General features: G+C 68.6%; 11 protein-coding genes. All 11 read right to left on the bottom strand.

Annotation, left to right across the window (positions count from 1 at the left end; translation table 11 throughout):
• Positions 1-60: 60 nt before the first annotated feature.
• The 11 genes from NS334_RS05315 to NS334_RS05265 all read right to left on the bottom strand — a co-directional run bounded on the left by NS334_RS05315 (position 61) and on the right by NS334_RS05265 (position 16,602).
• On the bottom strand, positions 61-510 hold the full coding sequence (locus NS334_RS05315; RefSeq protein ID WP_241491818.1) for a c-type cytochrome: 450 nt from the start codon (positions 508-510) through the stop codon (positions 61-63).
• Complete coding sequence (locus tag NS334_RS05310) at positions 510-2,615, bottom strand: PQQ-binding-like beta-propeller repeat protein (protein ID WP_058754934.1); 2,106 nt, start codon at positions 2,613-2,615, stop codon at positions 510-512. Before NS334_RS05310 ends, NS334_RS05315 begins: the two co-directional genes overlap by 1 nt.
• Positions 2,616-2,617: 2 nt before the next feature.
• The gene (locus NS334_RS05305; protein ID WP_241491817.1) at positions 2,618-4,084 is read right to left on the bottom strand and encodes an NAD-dependent succinate-semialdehyde dehydrogenase; all 1,467 of its coding nucleotides are present in this window, start codon (positions 4,082-4,084) and stop codon (positions 2,618-2,620) included.
• Between the two features lie 17 nt (positions 4,085-4,101).
• The gene (locus tag NS334_RS05300) at positions 4,102-5,346 is read right to left on the bottom strand and encodes an iron-containing alcohol dehydrogenase (RefSeq protein ID WP_058754932.1); all 1,245 of its coding nucleotides are present in this window, start codon (positions 5,344-5,346) and stop codon (positions 4,102-4,104) included.
• Between the two features lie 17 nt (positions 5,347-5,363).
• The gene (locus tag NS334_RS05295) at positions 5,364-6,686 is read right to left on the bottom strand and encodes an MFS transporter (protein ID WP_058754931.1); all 1,323 of its coding nucleotides are present in this window, start codon (positions 6,684-6,686) and stop codon (positions 5,364-5,366) included.
• Complete coding sequence (locus NS334_RS05290) at positions 6,683-8,083, bottom strand: amidohydrolase family protein (protein ID WP_058754930.1); 1,401 nt, start codon at positions 8,081-8,083, stop codon at positions 6,683-6,685. Before NS334_RS05290 ends, NS334_RS05295 begins: the two co-directional genes overlap by 4 nt.
• A 92-nt stretch (positions 8,084-8,175) precedes the next feature.
• A complete protein-coding gene (locus NS334_RS05285) occupies positions 8,176-8,892 on the bottom strand; it encodes a GntR family transcriptional regulator (RefSeq protein WP_058754929.1) in 717 nt (238 codons plus the stop codon).
• 114 nt (positions 8,893-9,006) lie between these two features.
• Positions 9,007-11,952, bottom strand: a complete 2,946-nt coding sequence (locus NS334_RS05280; protein ID WP_083500269.1) for a TonB-dependent receptor domain-containing protein — start codon at positions 11,950-11,952, stop codon at positions 9,007-9,009.
• Positions 11,953-12,426: 474 nt separating this feature from the next.
• Positions 12,427-13,632 (bottom strand): alpha/beta hydrolase, encoded by a 1,206-nt coding sequence (locus NS334_RS05275; RefSeq protein ID WP_058754927.1) that lies wholly within the window; start codon positions 13,630-13,632, stop codon positions 12,427-12,429.
• Positions 13,633-13,756: 124 nt separating this feature from the next.
• On the bottom strand, positions 13,757-15,364 hold the full coding sequence (locus NS334_RS05270; RefSeq protein ID WP_058754926.1) for a glycoside hydrolase family 43 protein: 1,608 nt from the start codon (positions 15,362-15,364) through the stop codon (positions 13,757-13,759).
• Positions 15,361-16,602: an MFS transporter gene (locus tag NS334_RS05265; RefSeq protein WP_241491815.1), complete on the bottom strand. Its 1,242-nt coding sequence runs from the start codon at positions 16,600-16,602 to the stop codon at positions 15,361-15,363. The genes NS334_RS05270 and NS334_RS05265 overlap by 4 nt, the downstream gene beginning before the upstream one ends.
• Positions 16,603-16,734: the final 132 nt, after the last annotated feature.

Here is a 16,734-nt window from a genome sequence, read left to right as displayed (position 1 = left end):
CACGCGCCGCCCGCCACGCGCCCTCGCGCGCACGACCCGCGCGACGCCGGCCGACGCCGCCTAGCCGACCGGTTTGGGCGCGATCATGATGCCCGCCGCCATCGGCTGGCTGGGCGGCAGCGGCAGCTTGCCCGCCGGGAAGCCGTTCACCTCGAACATATAGGCTTCGATGTCGGAAACCGTCTTCCCGCTGAGGCTGCCGGGGGCGCTGAGCGGCATCGTCGTCTTGATCCGCGAGAACAGGTCGCCCGCCGAGGTGCCGTTCCAGTTGTTGAGGAAGCCGCCCCCCGCCAGCGCGGGCGCCACGTCGATCCCGGCCAGCGTGTCGCCGTGGCAGGCGGCGCAATGTTCGGCATAGGCGACCTTGCCGCGCGCCGCCTGCTCGGCGGTATAGACGCCGTTCCACACGTCGCGCTGCCCGCCCTGCGCGCGCACCACCACCGCGCTGCCCAGCGTCAGCGCCGCCGCGCCGAACAGCCAGCCGCCAAATCTCGTCACGCGTTCGATCATCACGCTGCTCCCGGCAATCGATAGGCGACCAGCTCCGCGCTGGCATTGCCGCCGCCGGTGGCGACGACGATATACTGGCGGCCCTTCAGGCGATAGGTCATCGGCGAGCCGCTTTGCGGCGCGGTCATGTAGACGGCACCCTTCTCCTCGCCGGTGGCCTTGTCATAAGCGCGCAGCATCGCGCCGCGGATGCCGTATTCGTTGGTGTAGAACCCCGCCTCGCCGCAGATCACCAGCGTCCTGGTCACCAGCGGCCCCAGATTGCCGGCCCGGCCGGTGCGCGGGATCTTTAGCCCCTTCAGCAGGGGATGGTTGCGGACGTTGTCGGGCGTCTCGCCATGCGCGACCTGCCAGGCGAGATCGCCCCTGGCGAGGTCGATCGCGGTGATCCGGCCATAAGGCGGCTTCAGCAGCGGCAAGCCGTCGATGGCGAGGAAGCCCGGGGGCGGCCCCTTCGACGCGCCGGCGGGCGCGCCCCCGGCGGGCGGCGACGCGGGCGGCGCCTCCATGTTGCGCATCCCGGTACGCGCCGCGCCCATCGCCGGCATCGCGCGCGCCTCGCGCCCCGCGACGCCGTGCACCTGCGGAAATTCGGACACCTGCGGATCGTCGTTGGGCACGATCCCGATCAGCGACGGCTGCGTCTTCGAATAGACGTACACCATATGCGTCTCCGGGTCGTAGCAGCCACCCGGCCAGTTGGTGCCGCCCTGAATCCCCGGCGCCGAGATCGTTCCCCACCGTCCGGGCTTGCTGACGGTCGGCGGCGTGAACAGCGGCCCGATCCTGTACGACTTGACGAACTCGACCGCCTTCGCGCGCAATTCGGGGGTGAAGTCGATCAGGTCGTTCTCGGTGACGCCCTGCACGTCATAGGCGGGCGGCCTGGTCGGCACCGGCTGCGTCGGGCTGTACCATTCGCCGGGCACGTCGCCGCGCTCCACCTTGCGCTCGACGATCGGCCAGACCGGCTTTCCCGTCTGGCGATCGAGCACGTAGAGAAATGCCTGTTTCGTCGGCTGGGCGAGCGCCTTGACGATGCGCCCGCCGACCGGAATGTCGCACAGGATCGGCGCGCACGGAATGTCGCGGTCCCAGAGGCCGTGATGGACGAACTGGTAATGCCAGCGCCGCTGCCCCGTCTCCAGATCGAGCGCGACCAGCGATTCGCCGAACAAGGCGTTGCCGCGACGGAACATGCCCATTTCGTCGCCGGTCGGCAGCTCGACAGGGACATAGACCAGCCCCAGTTCCTCGTCCGCCGACATCTCCGCCCAGGCGCCGGCGTTGCCGGCCTCGTCGGCGTCGCCGTTCAGCCAGCTGTCATAGCCGAATTCGCCCTTTCTGGGGATGGTGTGGAAGATCCACTTGCGCTTGCCGGTGCGCACGTCGAAGCCGCGGATATAGCCCTTCACGTTCTTGCGCACCGCCGGCACGTCGCCGGCGGTATGTGCGGCGCCGACCACCACCGTGTCGCGCGCCACCATCGGCGTGGCGTGGAGCCCGACATCGGCGGTGTCGAGATCGAGTTCCTGGTCGAAATCCCGCTTGAGATCGACGACGCCGTTGGTGCCGAAGGCAGGATCGGGGATGCCGGTATCGGCGTCGAGCGAGACGAGCTGATAACCGATCGTGACGTAGAGGATCCGCTCGACCGTGCCGTCGGTCCAGTAGGAGACACCGTGCCCGGAGAGCTGGCGCGGGGAGTTGAGCGCGCGCTGCCCCTCATCGACGCGGTGCATCCACAACAGCTCGCCCGTCGCCGCGTCGAGCGCGATACAGTCGCGGCGCGAGCCCGCCGGCAGGAACAGGCGCCCCTTTACCAGCAGCGGCGTGGGTTCGAACTGATATTCCTTGCGCGCGCCGAACACGTCGGTCTTCACGCTCCACGCTATTTCGAGATCGTTGAAATTGTCGGCGTTGATCTGGTCGAGCGGGGAATAGCGGGTGTTCGCCTTGTCGGCGGCATAACTGCGCCACTCGGTATCGGGCGGCGGCGCGTCGGCGTCCTGTGCCGGGGCGGCGAGCGCCGCCGGATCGACCGCGAAGGCCAGCGCCGTGGCGGCGGTCCCCGCGAGCAACCGGCGGCGGGTGAGCACCGGCACGCTCACCACGTCACCGCGATATATTTCGCCTCGCAATATTCCAGCAGCCCGTGATGCGAGCCTTCGCGCCCCAGCCCGCTCTGCTTCATGCCGCCGAACGGCGCGGCGGCGTCCGACACCAGCCCCCGGTTGACCGCGACCATGCCGCAGTCGATCCGGTCGGCCACCGCCAGCGCCCGCCGCAGATCGCCCGAATAGACATAGGCGGCGAGCCCGTATTCGGTGTCGTTGGCCAGCGCGACCGCCTCGTCCTCGGTATCGAAGCCGGTCACGGCGGCGACCGGGCCGAACACCTCCTCGTGCAGGATCGCGGAGCCGGGCCGCACATCGGCGATCACCGAAGGCGGGTAGAAACAGCCGTCACCGGCGGGCGTCCGTCCGCCCAGTTCGACGCGCGCGCCCTTGCCCACCGCATCGGCGACGAGCCGCTCGATCTTCTCCACCGCCTTGCGGTTGATCATCGCGCCGCACTGGGTCGCGGGATCGGTGCCCGGACCGACCGTCAGCGCGCCCATCCGCTCCACCAGCCGGGCGACGAACCGGTCGTGGATGCCGCGCTGGACGTAGAAGCGGTTGGCGGCGGTGCACGCCTCGCCGGCATTGCGCATCTTGGCGACCATCGCGCCGTCGATCGCGGCGTCGAGATCGGCGTCGTCGAAGACCACGAAGGGCGCGTTGCCGCCGAGCTCCATCGACGAGCTGATCACCTGGTCGGCCGCCTCGCGCAGCAGCACGCGACCGACCTGGGTCGAGCCGGTGAAGGACAGTTTGCGCACCCGCGGATCGTGGAGGATCGCGCTGCACACCGGGCCGGGCCGGCTGGTGGTCACGACATTGACCACTCCCGCCGGCACACCGGCGCGGCGCATGATCTCCGCCACCGCCAGCGCGGTCAGCGGCGTTTCCGCCGCCGGTTTCAGGATGCAGGTGCAGCCCGCCGCCAGCGCGGGCGCGATCTTGCGCGTCGCCATCGCCGCCGGGAAGTTCCACGGCGTGATGAGCAGCGCGATGCCGATCGGCTGGTACCGCACCATGATGCGGTTGCCGCCGGCCGGGGAGGTGGCGAGTTCACCCGGGATCCGCACCGCTTCCTCGGCATACCAGCGGAAGAATTCGGCGGCATAGGCGACCTCGCCCCGCGCGTCCGGCAACGCCTTGCCATTCTCCAGCGCGATCAGCCGCGCCAGCCATTCCTGCTGCGCCATCATCGCGTGATAGCAGGCGAGCAACACCTCGGCGCGGCGGCGCGGCGCGGTCGCGGCCCAGCTGGTGGCGGCGGCGGCGGCGGCATCAACCGCCGCGATCCCCTCCTCCGGCGCGGCGTCGGCGACGGTGGCGAGCGTCGCGCCGGTGGCGGGATCGTCGACCGCGATCGTCGCGCCGTTCGCCGCCGGGATCCAGCGCTCGCCGATCAGCAGGCCGGTGGGAATGGCGAACGGGCCGTCGCCGGGCGGGGTGTAGCTGGTCATCGAAGACGTTCCGTGCATCAGGCGTTGAGGAGCGTGGCGCGATCGCCGGCGAAGGCGGCGCGCGTGATGGTCTGCATCGCCGCGAGGTCGAGCGGGCGCGGGTTGTTCTTGATCAGCCGCGCGGCGTTGAGCGAATATTCGGCGACATGGTCCTGCTGCTCGGCGTGCAGCCCCAGCGCGGCGAGCGAGCGCGGGATGCCGATCCGCGCAAACAGGGCATCGACCGCGTCGATGAACGCCTGCGCCCGCGCCGCCGGCGTCGCGCCCGCGATGCCGACCAGCGTGGCCAGTTCGGCGAAGCCATCGACACAGGCGGGGCGGTTGAACTGCATGACGTAGGGCAGCAGCGTGGCGACCCCCTGCCCATGCGCGGTGTGCGTCAGGTTGCCGACCGGATATTGCAGCGCGTGCGCCGCCGCGGTGCCGGCGGTGCCGAACGCGCAGCCCGCCGCCAGCGACGCCAGCATCACGCCCTCGCGCGCCTCGATATCGCTGCCGTCGACCACCGCGCGTTCGAGATAGCGGAACACGTTGGTCACCGCGAGCGTCGCGAAATGGTCGGACAGCACGTTCTTGCCGACGAACACATGCTGTTCGGTGAGCATCGCGTCGATCGGGCGCGCCAGCGTCGTATAGGCCTCGACCGCATGGGTCAGCGCGTCGGCGCCCGAAAAGGCGGTGAGCGCGGGCGGACAGCTGACGGTCAGCTCCGGATCGCAGATCGCGACCTGGGCGATGAGGTGCGGGCTGGCGATCCCGACCTTGGCGCCGCGTTCCTCATCCGCGACGACCGCGACCGGCGTCGCCTCCGATCCGGTGCCCGAGGTGGTCGGCACCGCGACCAGCGGCATCACCGGGCCGGGCACCGCGAACTCGCCGTAATAGTCGCGCACGCTGCCGCCATGGGTGAGCAGCACCGCCGCCACCTTGGCGAGATCGAGCGAGCTGCCGCCGCCGACGCCGATCACCAGATCGGCGTCGAAACCGGCGGCGGCGGCCACGCAGGCATCGATCGAGCGCAGCGGCAGATCGGGCACGGTGCCGTCGAACACCCGCGTCGCGACCCCGTGCGCGGCGAGATCGGCGAGCATCGCGGCGAATTCGGGCTGCGCGGCCTGCCGCTCGTCGGTGCAGAGCAGCGCGCGCCGCCCGAGGCGGGCGCTGGCCGAGCCGAGCGCGGCGCGCTGCCCGCGACCGAACAGGATCGCGCGCGGCAGGCGCGCCGCACCGAACAGGGCGGGCGCGGTCGGATCGGACGTCATGCACGTATCTCCAGAGGTCATGCCGCGGCGCCCTCGCCACCGGCCGCGAGCGGCCGCGACGCGTCGATCCGCAGGAACAGAAGGGCGGCGATCGCGCACAGCACCGCGAGCACCACGAAGGCGGGGAACCAGCCGGCGACCGTCACGATATAGCCGGTCACGGCGGCCGCGATCGCCGCGCCGAGATTGCCGAGCGTGTTCATCACCGCCGAGACCGACCCGGCGAACTCCCCGCCGATGTCCAGCGTCACCGCCCAGGACACGCCGACGGTCAGTTCGAGCCCGAACACCGCCACGCAGAAGCAGATGATGCTCGCCACCGGCGCGTCGATCGCCGCCGCGAGCGGCATCATCGCCGCCGCGATCGCGAAGCCCGTCACCGCGACCGCGCGCCGGGCGAGCTTCAGCCCCGCCCCGCGCTTCACCAGCAGGTCCGAGGTCCAGCCGCCCGCGAGATCGCCGACCACGCCCGCCATCAACGGCAGGCTGGCGAACAGCCCCATTACCGCGAGATCGTAACCGCGCGCGTCGTGCAGGTACTTCGGGAACCAGGTGAGGAAGATGTTGATGCAATAGGCGTAGCAGAAATACATCGCCGACAGCGTCCAGAGCTGCGGCCGGCGCAGCAGGTGACGCCACGGCACGCGCGCCCGCGCGGGGCCGGTGCCCAGCGCCTCCTCGATCATCAGACGCTCGGCCGCGTTGACGCCGCGATGCTCACGCGGCGCGTCGCGGTAATAGACGAACCACGACACCGCCCAGACGAGTCCGACCCCGGCGAACAGGAGGAACGGCATCCGCCAGCCGAAATCGAGGATCAGCAGCGCGACGAACACCGGCGTGACCGCGCCGCCGAGCCGCGCGCCGGCGTGGGTAAGCCCCTGCGCCCAGCCGCGTTCCGCCGGCAGCATCCAGCGCGACAGCGAGCGCGTGGCGATCGGGAACGCGCCCGCCTCGCCCATCCCGAACAGGAAGCGGCACACCATCATCGAGCCCGCCGACCAGGTGAGCGCGGTCGCGGCGGTGAAGGTCGACCACCAGATCACCACGCCGGTGAGCGCGCGGCGCGGCCCGAAGCGATCGCCGAGCCATCCGCCGGGAATCTGGAACAGGGCATAGGCGAACTGGAAGGCCGCGAAGATCCAGCCCATCGTGACCAGCGAAAAGCCATATTCCTTCTGGATCGACGGCGCGGCGGTCGCGATCACGACGCGGTCCATATAGGTGATGAGATACGCGAGCACGGTCAGCCACAGCACCGCATGGCGCACCCGCGTCGGCCGCACCGACCGTTCGCCCGCGACCGGCACCGGCTCGACCAGCGCGCCCGACGCGCTCACGGCTTCGCCGCGCCGCAGGCGTCGGGGGCGCGGCCGACGCAGGTCTCCCAGATCGTCGGCACCTTGCGTCCGGCGACATAGACCGCGCTGATCGCGCGCGTGTTGCGGATGTCGCGCGTCGGATCGCGATCGAGCACGAGCAGGTCGGCCCATTTGCCGGGGCGCAACACGCCGCTTTCGTTCTCGCGCAGGAAGCCGGCGTTGGTGCCGGTCGCGGCGGTCAGCGCCTGTAGCGGGGTGAGCCCGGCCGCGACCATCAGTTCCAGTTCCCAATGCGCGAAATAGCCGGGAAAGCGCGCGGTCGGCCCGCTGTCGGTGCCCATGCCATACCGCACCCCGGCCCTCGCCTCGGCGGCGAGGCTCGTCATCGCGTTGCGCAGCACCGGCGGATATTTGGGAAACAGCGGCGATGCGGCAAGCTTCTGCCGCCGCTCGGCACTCTTCAGCGTGGCGATCGTCGCGGGGGCGACCCCGCGCGCGAAGAACGGCTCGTCCACGAAGGGCAGCAGGGTGTAGGTGAAGCTCGCCTCGCGGCTGAGCGTCGAGGCGAGCTGCCACGTGCCGCGCCGTTTCATCGCGGTGGCCAGCGCCGGATCGGCGACGCGATCGCGGACCTGATGCATGAAGACATCGACGCCCTGCCGGGTCAGTTCGGCGGCATTGTCGTAATAGAAGATGTGCGCCGCCGCCTTCCGCCCGGCCGCATGCGCGGCGTCGATCACCGCCCGGCTGACCGGATAGGGCATCCGCCGCGCGACGGTGCCGAATTCGTCGTCCATCCACAGCTTGACGAAATCGTCGCCCTTGGCGGTTTCCCGCCGGACCATCGCGGTCGCCTCGGCAGGGGTGGCGACCGACTGCTCCAGCCCCGGCACGCCGCCGTAGCTGCCCTTGTAGACCACCCCGCGACCGGCGGTATAGGCGCGCGCCATGTCGATCCGCCCGATGCGACGCTGATCGGCGATCACCTGATGGATCAGATCGCCGTCGGTGCCGAGCGTGTAGACTGAGGTGACGCCGTAAGCGGCATAGAGTTTCAACTGCTGCTCGACGTTCGCGCGGTCGTAATAGCGGGTGAAGCTCTGGTCGACGCCATCGACGAGCCCGAGATGGACATGGCTGTCGATCAGGCCGGGCATCAGGAACTTGCCGCGCAGGTCGGTGACGATGGCCCCTGTCGGGGCGGGGCGGCGGCGGGCCGGGCCGACCCAGGTGATGCGGCCATCGGTCATGACGAGCGACTGATCCGCGCGCGGCGCGCGGCCGGTGCCATCGAACAGCGTGACATGGTCGAGAACCACCGTCTCGGCCGTCGCCGTGCCACCGAGACACAGCGCCACCAACGCGACGCCGACGCGGGTCGACGCCCACGCGCGAGCCGGACGAATTCGCCGCATCGCACTCCTCCCCAGGTCATATCCTATATGATCTGACTAGGGGCGGCTCCGATGGCTGTCAAGCAGCGGAGCGACAATGAACGCGAATGTTGTCAGTCGCTTGCCGCACCCTGCGCCAGCACGGCGTCCATCCGCTGCTGCGAACATTCGAGATGGTGGCGGACCGCGCGCTCGGCCGCCGCCGCGTCATGCGCCACCAGCGCGTCGATGATCGCGCGATGTTCCCGCGCGGCCTCGTGCGGGGCATTGGTGGCATAGAGGGCGCGGAAGATATGGAGGTGGGCATGAAGGCGGTCGATCGTTTCGGCGATCAGGCGATTGCCGCTGCCGGTCGCGATCAGCCGGTGGAGCGCGGCATCGGCCTCTGCGAAGCGGGAATAGGCGCGCGCGTCGCCCTCCACCACGCTCGACATGTCCTGACCGATCGCGCGCAACGTCTGGATCGCGGTGTCGGTCATCGCCTCCGCCGCACGCGCCGCGGCATAGGGCTCGATCAACTGGCGCAGCGTATAGAGATCCCGCACCTCCGCGCGCGTCATCTGCGGGCTGGCGCGATAGCCGACGTTCGGCATCTTGTAGACCAGCTTCTCGGCCTCGAGCTGGCTCATCGCCTCGCGCACCGGCGTCTGCGAGATGCCCAGCTGACGCGCCACCGTGTCGATCGCGATACGCTCGCCGGGGGCGATCTTCAGGCTCATCAGCATGTAGAGCAGATGGTCGTACGCCCGCTCCACCATCGTCGTCACCGGCGCCGGGCGCGCTGCGCGGGAGGTCGCCGTGACGGGACGCTTCGTGTCGATCTGCCGCAAGTCGGGTTCGCCGTTCCGGGGGAAAAGGAAACCCGATCATATAGGGTTTGAACGCCGCGCGTAAGATGCCGCGGTGACAGGGGACGCGCGACGACGCGCGTGCCCCCGCCGACATCAGAAGCTGAAGCGCACACCCAGTCGGTAGGTGCGGCCCAGCACGTCGTACAGCGCCGGGTTGACGAAGAACGGCGACTTGGCCGGATCGCGGTTGAAGAGGTTGTCGACCTTGGCATAGGCGGTCACCGCCCTGGAGATGTTGTAGGTGCCGCCGACATCCATGTAGAAGGCGCCCGGCATGAAGTTCTGGTCGATCGTCGGGTGCTTGTTGGTCGATTCGGGACAGGTGCCGGGCTGGCAGACGACATATTGGTTCCCGAGCACGCCGTCGCTGAACCACCGTTCCTGAAGCAGCAGCGAGAAGTTGTCGCCTTCATAGGTCTGCACCGCCAGCCACTTCCAGTCGGGCGTGTTGCCGGTGTTCACCCCGGCGGTATCGTTGGGGATGGTCCCGTTCAGCCCGGTGTCGGTGACGAACCTGCTGATGTGCGTCGCCAGCGCGCGTACCGTCAGCCGGCCCGGCAGGCCGAGCGGACGCTGCCAGCGATAGCTCGCCTCGATATCGTATCCTGACGTGTCGATCGACGCGAGGTTGAACGCCTGTACGTTGATGAAGTTCGGGCCGTTCTGGTTGTTCAGGTTGAATGCGCTGCACGTGCCCGGCAGGATGTTGCGATAGCAGAGGTCGACGATGTCGCCCGCGCCCAGGCTGGAGATGACGTCGGTGATCTTCAGCTTGTACCAGTCGAACGACAGGCTGAGCCCGGGCAGCCAGCTCGATCCGGAGAAGGCGATGCCGGCGGTGGTATTGCGCGCGATCTCCGGCGTCAGGTTGGGATTGCCGATCGTGTTCTGGATCGCCAGCACGTTCACGTTGCGGAACGGATCGAAGAAGTTCGGCTGCGTGGTCGTGACCGGCGCGGCGAACAGCTCCGACAGGTTGGGCGCGCGCACGTCGCGCGAGGTGACGCCGCGCAGCCGGAGCCCGTCGATCGGCAGATCCCAGGTGCCGCCGACCTTCCACGCCCATACCGTGCCGGAGGTGCTGTAGTCCGTGACGCGCGCGGCGCCGTTGACGCTGGCGCGGCCGACCGAATCGCCGTTGAGCAGCGGCACGTCGACCTCGATGAAGGCCTCCTTCACGCTATAGGCGCCGGAGCCGTTCTTGTAATTGCCGGCATACCAGTTGTTGCCCGCCGGCAGCTGCACCGGATCCGCCGGATAGATCGAATCATACGGCTGATTGTCGATGCCCGCGCCGTACGGATCGGCGGTGACCTTGTAATATTCGTGGCGGAACTCGGCACCGAACGCGACCGACACCGGCCCCGCCCACGAACTGAACGGCGATCCCGAGAAGTTGAGGCTGGCGACGTCCTGCGTCTGGCGCGTGCGCTGGCGCGGGCCGTTGGCCGGCATCACATAGTCGAGCGCCTGCTGCGACGGATTGCCGCCGAAGACGTTCAGCGGCTGGCAGCCGGCGGCACGCGCTACGGGATTGGCGCAGACGATCGCGCCGTCCAGCGTGACGGCATTGATGGCGTTGTTGTAGCGCTGCGTCAGCAGGATGTTGTCGACGTCGATCCGGGTACGGTTGGTGCCGTGTTCGACATAGATGTCGTAGCTCCAGTCCGATCCGAACACCGGCTGCCGCCCCTTCGCGCCGACCACGAAGCGATACTGGCGACGGTCGGTATGCACCTGCGTGTTGCCGAGCGCGGCGTTGCTGGTGCCGAACTGGAATTGCGTGATGTTCGCCGTCGCGCACGCCGACTTGATCTCCGCCGGGACATAAGGGTTGGCGCACTGGATCGTCAGCGCCGGGCGGTTCTGCCCGCCGACCGGCTGGTTGTTGGTCTTCACCTGCGCGATGTTGGCGGTGACATAGATCTCGTTATCCGGCGCGAAGTCGAAACCGATCCGGCCGTAGCTGTTCAGCCGCTCCAGCCCGGACAGCAGCGAGCGTCCGGCATCGACGTTGCCGGACAGGTCGCCGCCCTGGCAGAAGCCCGCGAAACAGCCGAGGACCGCACCCGACGACGTCCGCGACGGCACGCCGTTCGAGCCATATTGGAACTGGAACGGCTTGCCCGACTGGTCGAAGGCGATGCCCTGCAACGGGCCGGCGGTGATCAGGCCGTATTTGGTGAAGGTGATCGACTGCGCATAGTCGCGCAGCACATATTGCGGCGAACCGTCGTTGGTGACGTTGCGGTTCACCAGCGTCGTCTGTTTGAACCAGTCGCGGCCGCCCGCCAGACCGATGCCGAACTCGCCGCCGCCGACGCCCTCGTCACGGGCATATTCGGTGCTGCCGACGATGTGCAGCCGGTCGTCGAGCAGGCTGGTGCCCGCGGCGAGCTGGACCAGCACCTGCTCGTTGTCGCCGTAATCGGTGATGCCGCCCTGGACGTTGCCCTTCACGCCCTTGAACCGAGTGTCGGTGATGAAGTTCACCACGCCGCCGACCGCGTCCGAGCCATAGGAGGCCGAGGCGCCGCCGTTCACCACGTCGACGCGCTTGATCAGCAATTGCGGGAACTGGCTGACATCGGGGACGCCGGTGACGTTGGCGCCGACGACGCGCTGGCCGTCGATCAGGGTGAGCGTGCGGATCGCGCCGACCCCGCGCAGCGAGAACGAACTGAGGCCCTGCGCGCCGCTCGACGTGCTGAAGGTGTTGACGCTCGTCCCCGTCGATCCCTGTAGCGAAGGCAGTTGCGAGATGGTCGTGAAGACGTTCGGCTGGGCGTTGGCGGCGATCGCGCCCGAGTCGATCACGGTCGTGGGGGTCGGCGCGGTGAAGCCGCCGGTCGTGATGCGCGAGCCGGTGACGATCACGTCGCGCGCGGTGTCGTCGTCCGTCGTCGCCTGGCTGGCCGGGTCGGGCAGCGCGGTGGAACCGGCGGTGGTGTCGAGCTGCGCGGGCACCTCGGGCGGTGTCGTCGCGGCACCCGCCTCCTGCCCGGCAGGTGCCGATTGCGCCGCCGCGAGCGACGGCATGGCACCGGCGGCGATCAGGGCGATGGCGGCCACGCCGGTCCGCATGCGGGCACGGCGCCTGTCGATCAACGCTGTCATCATCTTCCCCTAACTCCCTTGTTATGTCGCTGCGTCGCGGGCGGTCATTGGGCCGCCTCGTCTTGTCATCGCCGGGCGCCATTACCGCCCAGCCCTTCATCACCGCACGCATCGGGCCGTCCCGGAACACATCTGAGGGTGCGCATGCGCGACGAGCACAAATCCTCGATCATGACGAACGTCGCCTCTTGGCAATATTCATCACGTGAATTCTTGGACGGCATTTCCCTCACCTTCGGCACGCGCGCGCCAAAGTTTCAGAAGCTACCTGTCAGCAGTACGGTAACGTTACCATCAAACACTATACTCGGAGATCATCTTGTCAATACAATAGCGAAAGCATTTTCTCTTTCGCGCGACCCGTGGCGGTGCATACCGCCGCCCGGTCGCCCGGGATCAGTCGCGGAACAGGAGCGGCGCCATCTCGCGCAGGCTCCGCCGCCATGACTGGAATTCGTGCCCGGTGTCGGGCGACACGTAGAAGACGCTGTTAAGGCCGGCGCGTTTCAGCGCCGCGGCATTGGCGGCGGGATCGGTGGCGGGCCGCGCGGGCGATCCGCGCGTCTTGCCGTTTTCCAGTTCGCGGCCGCCGTAACTGACGAACGTCAGCCGCACCTTGTCCTTGTACCCCGGCGCGGCGGCGACATCCTCGGGCGATATCGTGCCCCCGCTCAGCAGGCCGATATAGCCGAAGGTGTCGAGATTCCGGGGCGCGATCAGCTTGGTCTCGAACCCGCCCATCGACAGCCCGGCCATGCCGCGATGCCGCTGGTCGGCGATCGTGCGGAAGTGGCGATCGACATAGGGGATCAGTTCGTCGATCAGCACGGTACGGAACGGCGTGATGTCGAAACTGGCCAGCCCGCCGGGACTTCCGGGGCGCACGTCGTTGGTCATGCCATAGGTCATGACGATGATGAACGGGCGCGCCCTGCCGGCGGCGATCAGATTGTCCATGATCAGATTGGCATGGCCCTGGTTCGACCAGGCCGTCTCGTCCTCGCCCCAGCCATGCTGGAGATACAGCACCGGATAGCGGGTCCGCGCCGCGCCGTCATAGCCGGGCGGCGTGTAGACGAAGGCGCGGCGTTGCGACCGCGTGCTGGGCGAGGCGAACAGGATCTGTTCGACCCGCCCGTGCGGCACGTCCTTCGCCGCGTAGAAATCGGCATCGCGGGCGGGGATCTCGATCCCGCTTTCCCAGCGGGTCGAGCCGTAGAAATTGAGCGTACCCGGATCGTTGAACGTGCCGCCGTCGACGGTGAGATGATAATAATGGAAGCCTTCGTCGAGCGGCCCTTCCGACGTGCCCGTCCATGCGCCGTCGTCGCCCCTGGTCAGGACGGTACCGCCGCGCCCGCCCAGACCGAGGCTGACCTTGACGTTCCGCGCCTCCGGGGCGAGCACGCGGAAACGCGCATAGCCTTGCGAGTTGACCTGCGGAAAGGACTGACCGGGCTGATTCAGCGACGAGGGTTTAAAATCCTCGACGATCGCGGGCGCCGCGGTCAGCGTGCTCGCCGGCGCGGTCGCCGGCGTCTGGGCCGGCGCTGGTGACGCGGCGATCGCACACGCGACGGCGACGGCTGAAACCAGTCTCATCAGCTTTCCTCTCCCTGGCTCCCGATCCGCATCATGGGTCGGCGAATCCTATCTGATATCTTCTACAGCATTGATTAGAGGCCGCAACCTTCGATGTTGTTGGCGGGGGCAACGAACGGTGCGGTCATGCCTCGACATAATGGAAATAGGCGAAGTCAGCGGCCTTGCCCGCGCCGGACACGTCCTGGCACGCCATGCCGACGAAGGTGCCGGTGAAATTGGGAAGGCCCGCGATCGTGGCTTCGTCCGACAGCGGGTCCGCGGCGAAGACCGCGTCCAGCCACGTCCATTCCGCGTCCTCGCCCACGCGATAACCGAAGCGAAGCGCCTCGTTATCCACATCGACGCGCAGCGCGACCGCGCCCTCTCCGATCGCGACCGGATCAGTCGTGGCGCTCACACCGTCGCCGATCGGCAGGACCGACAGCACCTGCAACACCCGAGCGCCCCGGTCGTCGGCGGTGACGTGGAGGTAGTGAAACTTGGTCGCGTTATAGTAGCAGACCAGCCCCGCCGCCTGCTGGAAATGGTCCGGGCGATAGTCCATCCATGTCTCGGCGCTGTAGCGGAACGCCTGCTGCCGCCGCGCGACCAGCGCCTGGGTGAAGTGGCTGCCGATCGACTCGCGGCCATGCAGCCGCAGCCATCCGGGCCGTGCCGAGAGGCTGAAGATGTCGTCCGGATAGGGCGTGCGCAGCCACTGGAATTCGGGCGGCAGCGTCGCGCCGGTGAAGCGGGCGAAGGATCGTGTCGGCGGGTGCGGCGTGGTCGGCACACCGCCGGGCACCTCGATCATCGGCATCGCCGCGCCGTCGAGCGTGCGCAGCCAGCCGTCCTCGCCCCATTCGACCGGCTGGATCGCGGTCTCGCGACCCAGCACGCAACGGTCGCTGGCGGGCAGCGGGCGCCCGCAGAGATAGGTCAGCCATGTGGTGCCGTCGGGCGCTTCGACGAGATCGCCGTGGCCGGTGCGCTGCAACGCGGCGTCCGGGCGACCCCGCGCGGTAAGCACCGGTCCGTCGGGATGCACCTCATAGGGCCCGAACAGCTGGCGCGACCGGGCCATCACCACCGCATGGTTGCGCTCGGTTCCGCCTTCCGCGACCAGCAGATGGTACCAGCCGTCGCGCTTGTAGAGGTGCGGCCCCTCGGTAAAGCCCAGCGCGGTGCCGCCGAAGATGACGCGGCGTTCGCCGACGAGGCCGCCCGCCGTCCTGTCCAGTTCCTGGATGACGATCCCGCCAAAGCGCGGGCGCCCCGGCCGGTGATCCCACAACATGTTGAGGAGCCAGCTTCGCCCGTCGTCGTCGTGGAACAATGCCGGGTCGAAGCCGCTGCTGTTCAGATGGACGGGGTCGGACCATTCGCCGTCGATGCGGTCGCACCAGACCCAGTAATTGTGGAAATCGCGCAGCGACACGCCGACCGCCCCGTCGACGGTGGTCCGCCCGTATCGCTTCACATCGGTGTAGACGAGGTGGAAGCGGCCGTCGGCGTGGCTGAGATCCGCGGCCCACACACCGCACGAATCCGGATCGCCGCGCAGGTCGATCTGGCTGGGCCGGTCGAGTGGACGCGCGACGAGCCGCCAGTCGGCCAGATCGCGCGAATGGTGGATCCGCACACCGGGCAACCATTCGAATGTGGAGGTGGCGAGGTAATAGTCATCGCCGACGCGCACGATCGAGGGATCCGGATGGAAACCGCGCAGGATGGGATTGCGAAGGGTCATGTCGGCTTTCGGATATTCGTCCAGAGCAGCACGGCACCGGCCAGATCAAGCAGGCCGAGCAGGATGAAGAAGGGCTGGTATCCGACCTGATCGACCAGCGATCCCAGCCCCAGCGTGAAGAGCAGCACGCCCAGATTGGCGGCGGTGCCCGAGATGCCGGTCGCGGTGGCGACCTGATCCTGCGGGAACAGGTCTGACACCATCGTGATGACCGTGACCGACAGCGTCTGGTGCGCGAAACCGCCGAGGCACAGCAAGGCGATCGCGACGACGGGGCTGGTCACGGTGCCGACGAAGATCATGCCCGTCATCAGCACCGCACCGAGCGTGAAGGCCCAGCGCCGCGCGTCGATGAGGCCGATGCCGCGACGTTGCAGCCACGCCACCACGGCGGGCCCGAACAGGCAGCCGAGATCGGCGGCGAGGAACGGCAGCCAGGCGAACAGCGCGATCTGCCGGAGGTCGAAATGCCGCACCTGGACGAGGTACAGCGGCATCCACAGCGACAGCATCCCCCAGACCGGATCGGCGAGGAAGCGCGCGGCGGCGATCGTCCACAGGTTGCGGCGGCGGAGCAGTTCGCCGAGCGGCGGGCGGCGGCGCCGGCTTGCCAGCGCGACCTCCTGCCCCTCCGCGATCAGGTGCCGTTCCTGCGCGGAGATCAGGCGATGGCGGGCGGGCGGCGCATACCAGAGCAGCCAGAGCAACACCCATGCGAGGCCAAGGCCACCCGCCACGAAGAACGCCGCGCGCCAGCTGTCGTAGAGGATCGCCCAGGCGACCAGGGGCGGCGCGAACACCGCGCCGAACGAAGCGCCGATCTGGTAGATACCCCCCGCCACGCCGCGTTCGCGCGCCGGAAACCATTCCGCCACCACCTTCATGCCGGCGGGCTGCGCCGAGCCTTCGACCAGCCCCAGCGCACCGCGCAGCCCCGCGAATCCCATCCAGCCGCTCGCCAGCCCGTGGCCGATCGTGATGAGCGACCACAAGGCGACGAACAGCGTGAAGCCGATCTTCAGCCCGATCACGTCGAGCAGATAGCCCGCCACCGGCTGGAACATGATGCCGAGCTGGAACGCGCCGGTGATCCAGGAATATTGCTCCGACGAGATCGCCTGCTCGGCCATGATCGCGGGCGCGGCGACCCCCAGCACGCTGCGCGCGAGATAATTGATGACCATCGCGACCACGAACAGCGCGATGATCGTCCAGCGCACGTAGGGAAATCGTGCCACCCCGCCCCTCCATGGTAACGTTATCAACGCCTCGTACCCGTGCGGGGGTGGTCCTGACAAGTGCCTGCGCGCGTCGACCGACACGATCGGAGATTGACGCGACCGCCCGACGCGAGGCAGATCGATCCGCTC

Source organism: Sphingomonas endophytica, from assembly GCF_001476895.1.
GTDB classification, from domain to species: domain Bacteria; phylum Pseudomonadota; class Alphaproteobacteria; order Sphingomonadales; family Sphingomonadaceae; genus Sphingomonas; species Sphingomonas endophytica_A.
Note: the sequence above shows the minus strand (reverse complement) of the source record. Positions and strands in the feature narration are given on the sequence as shown.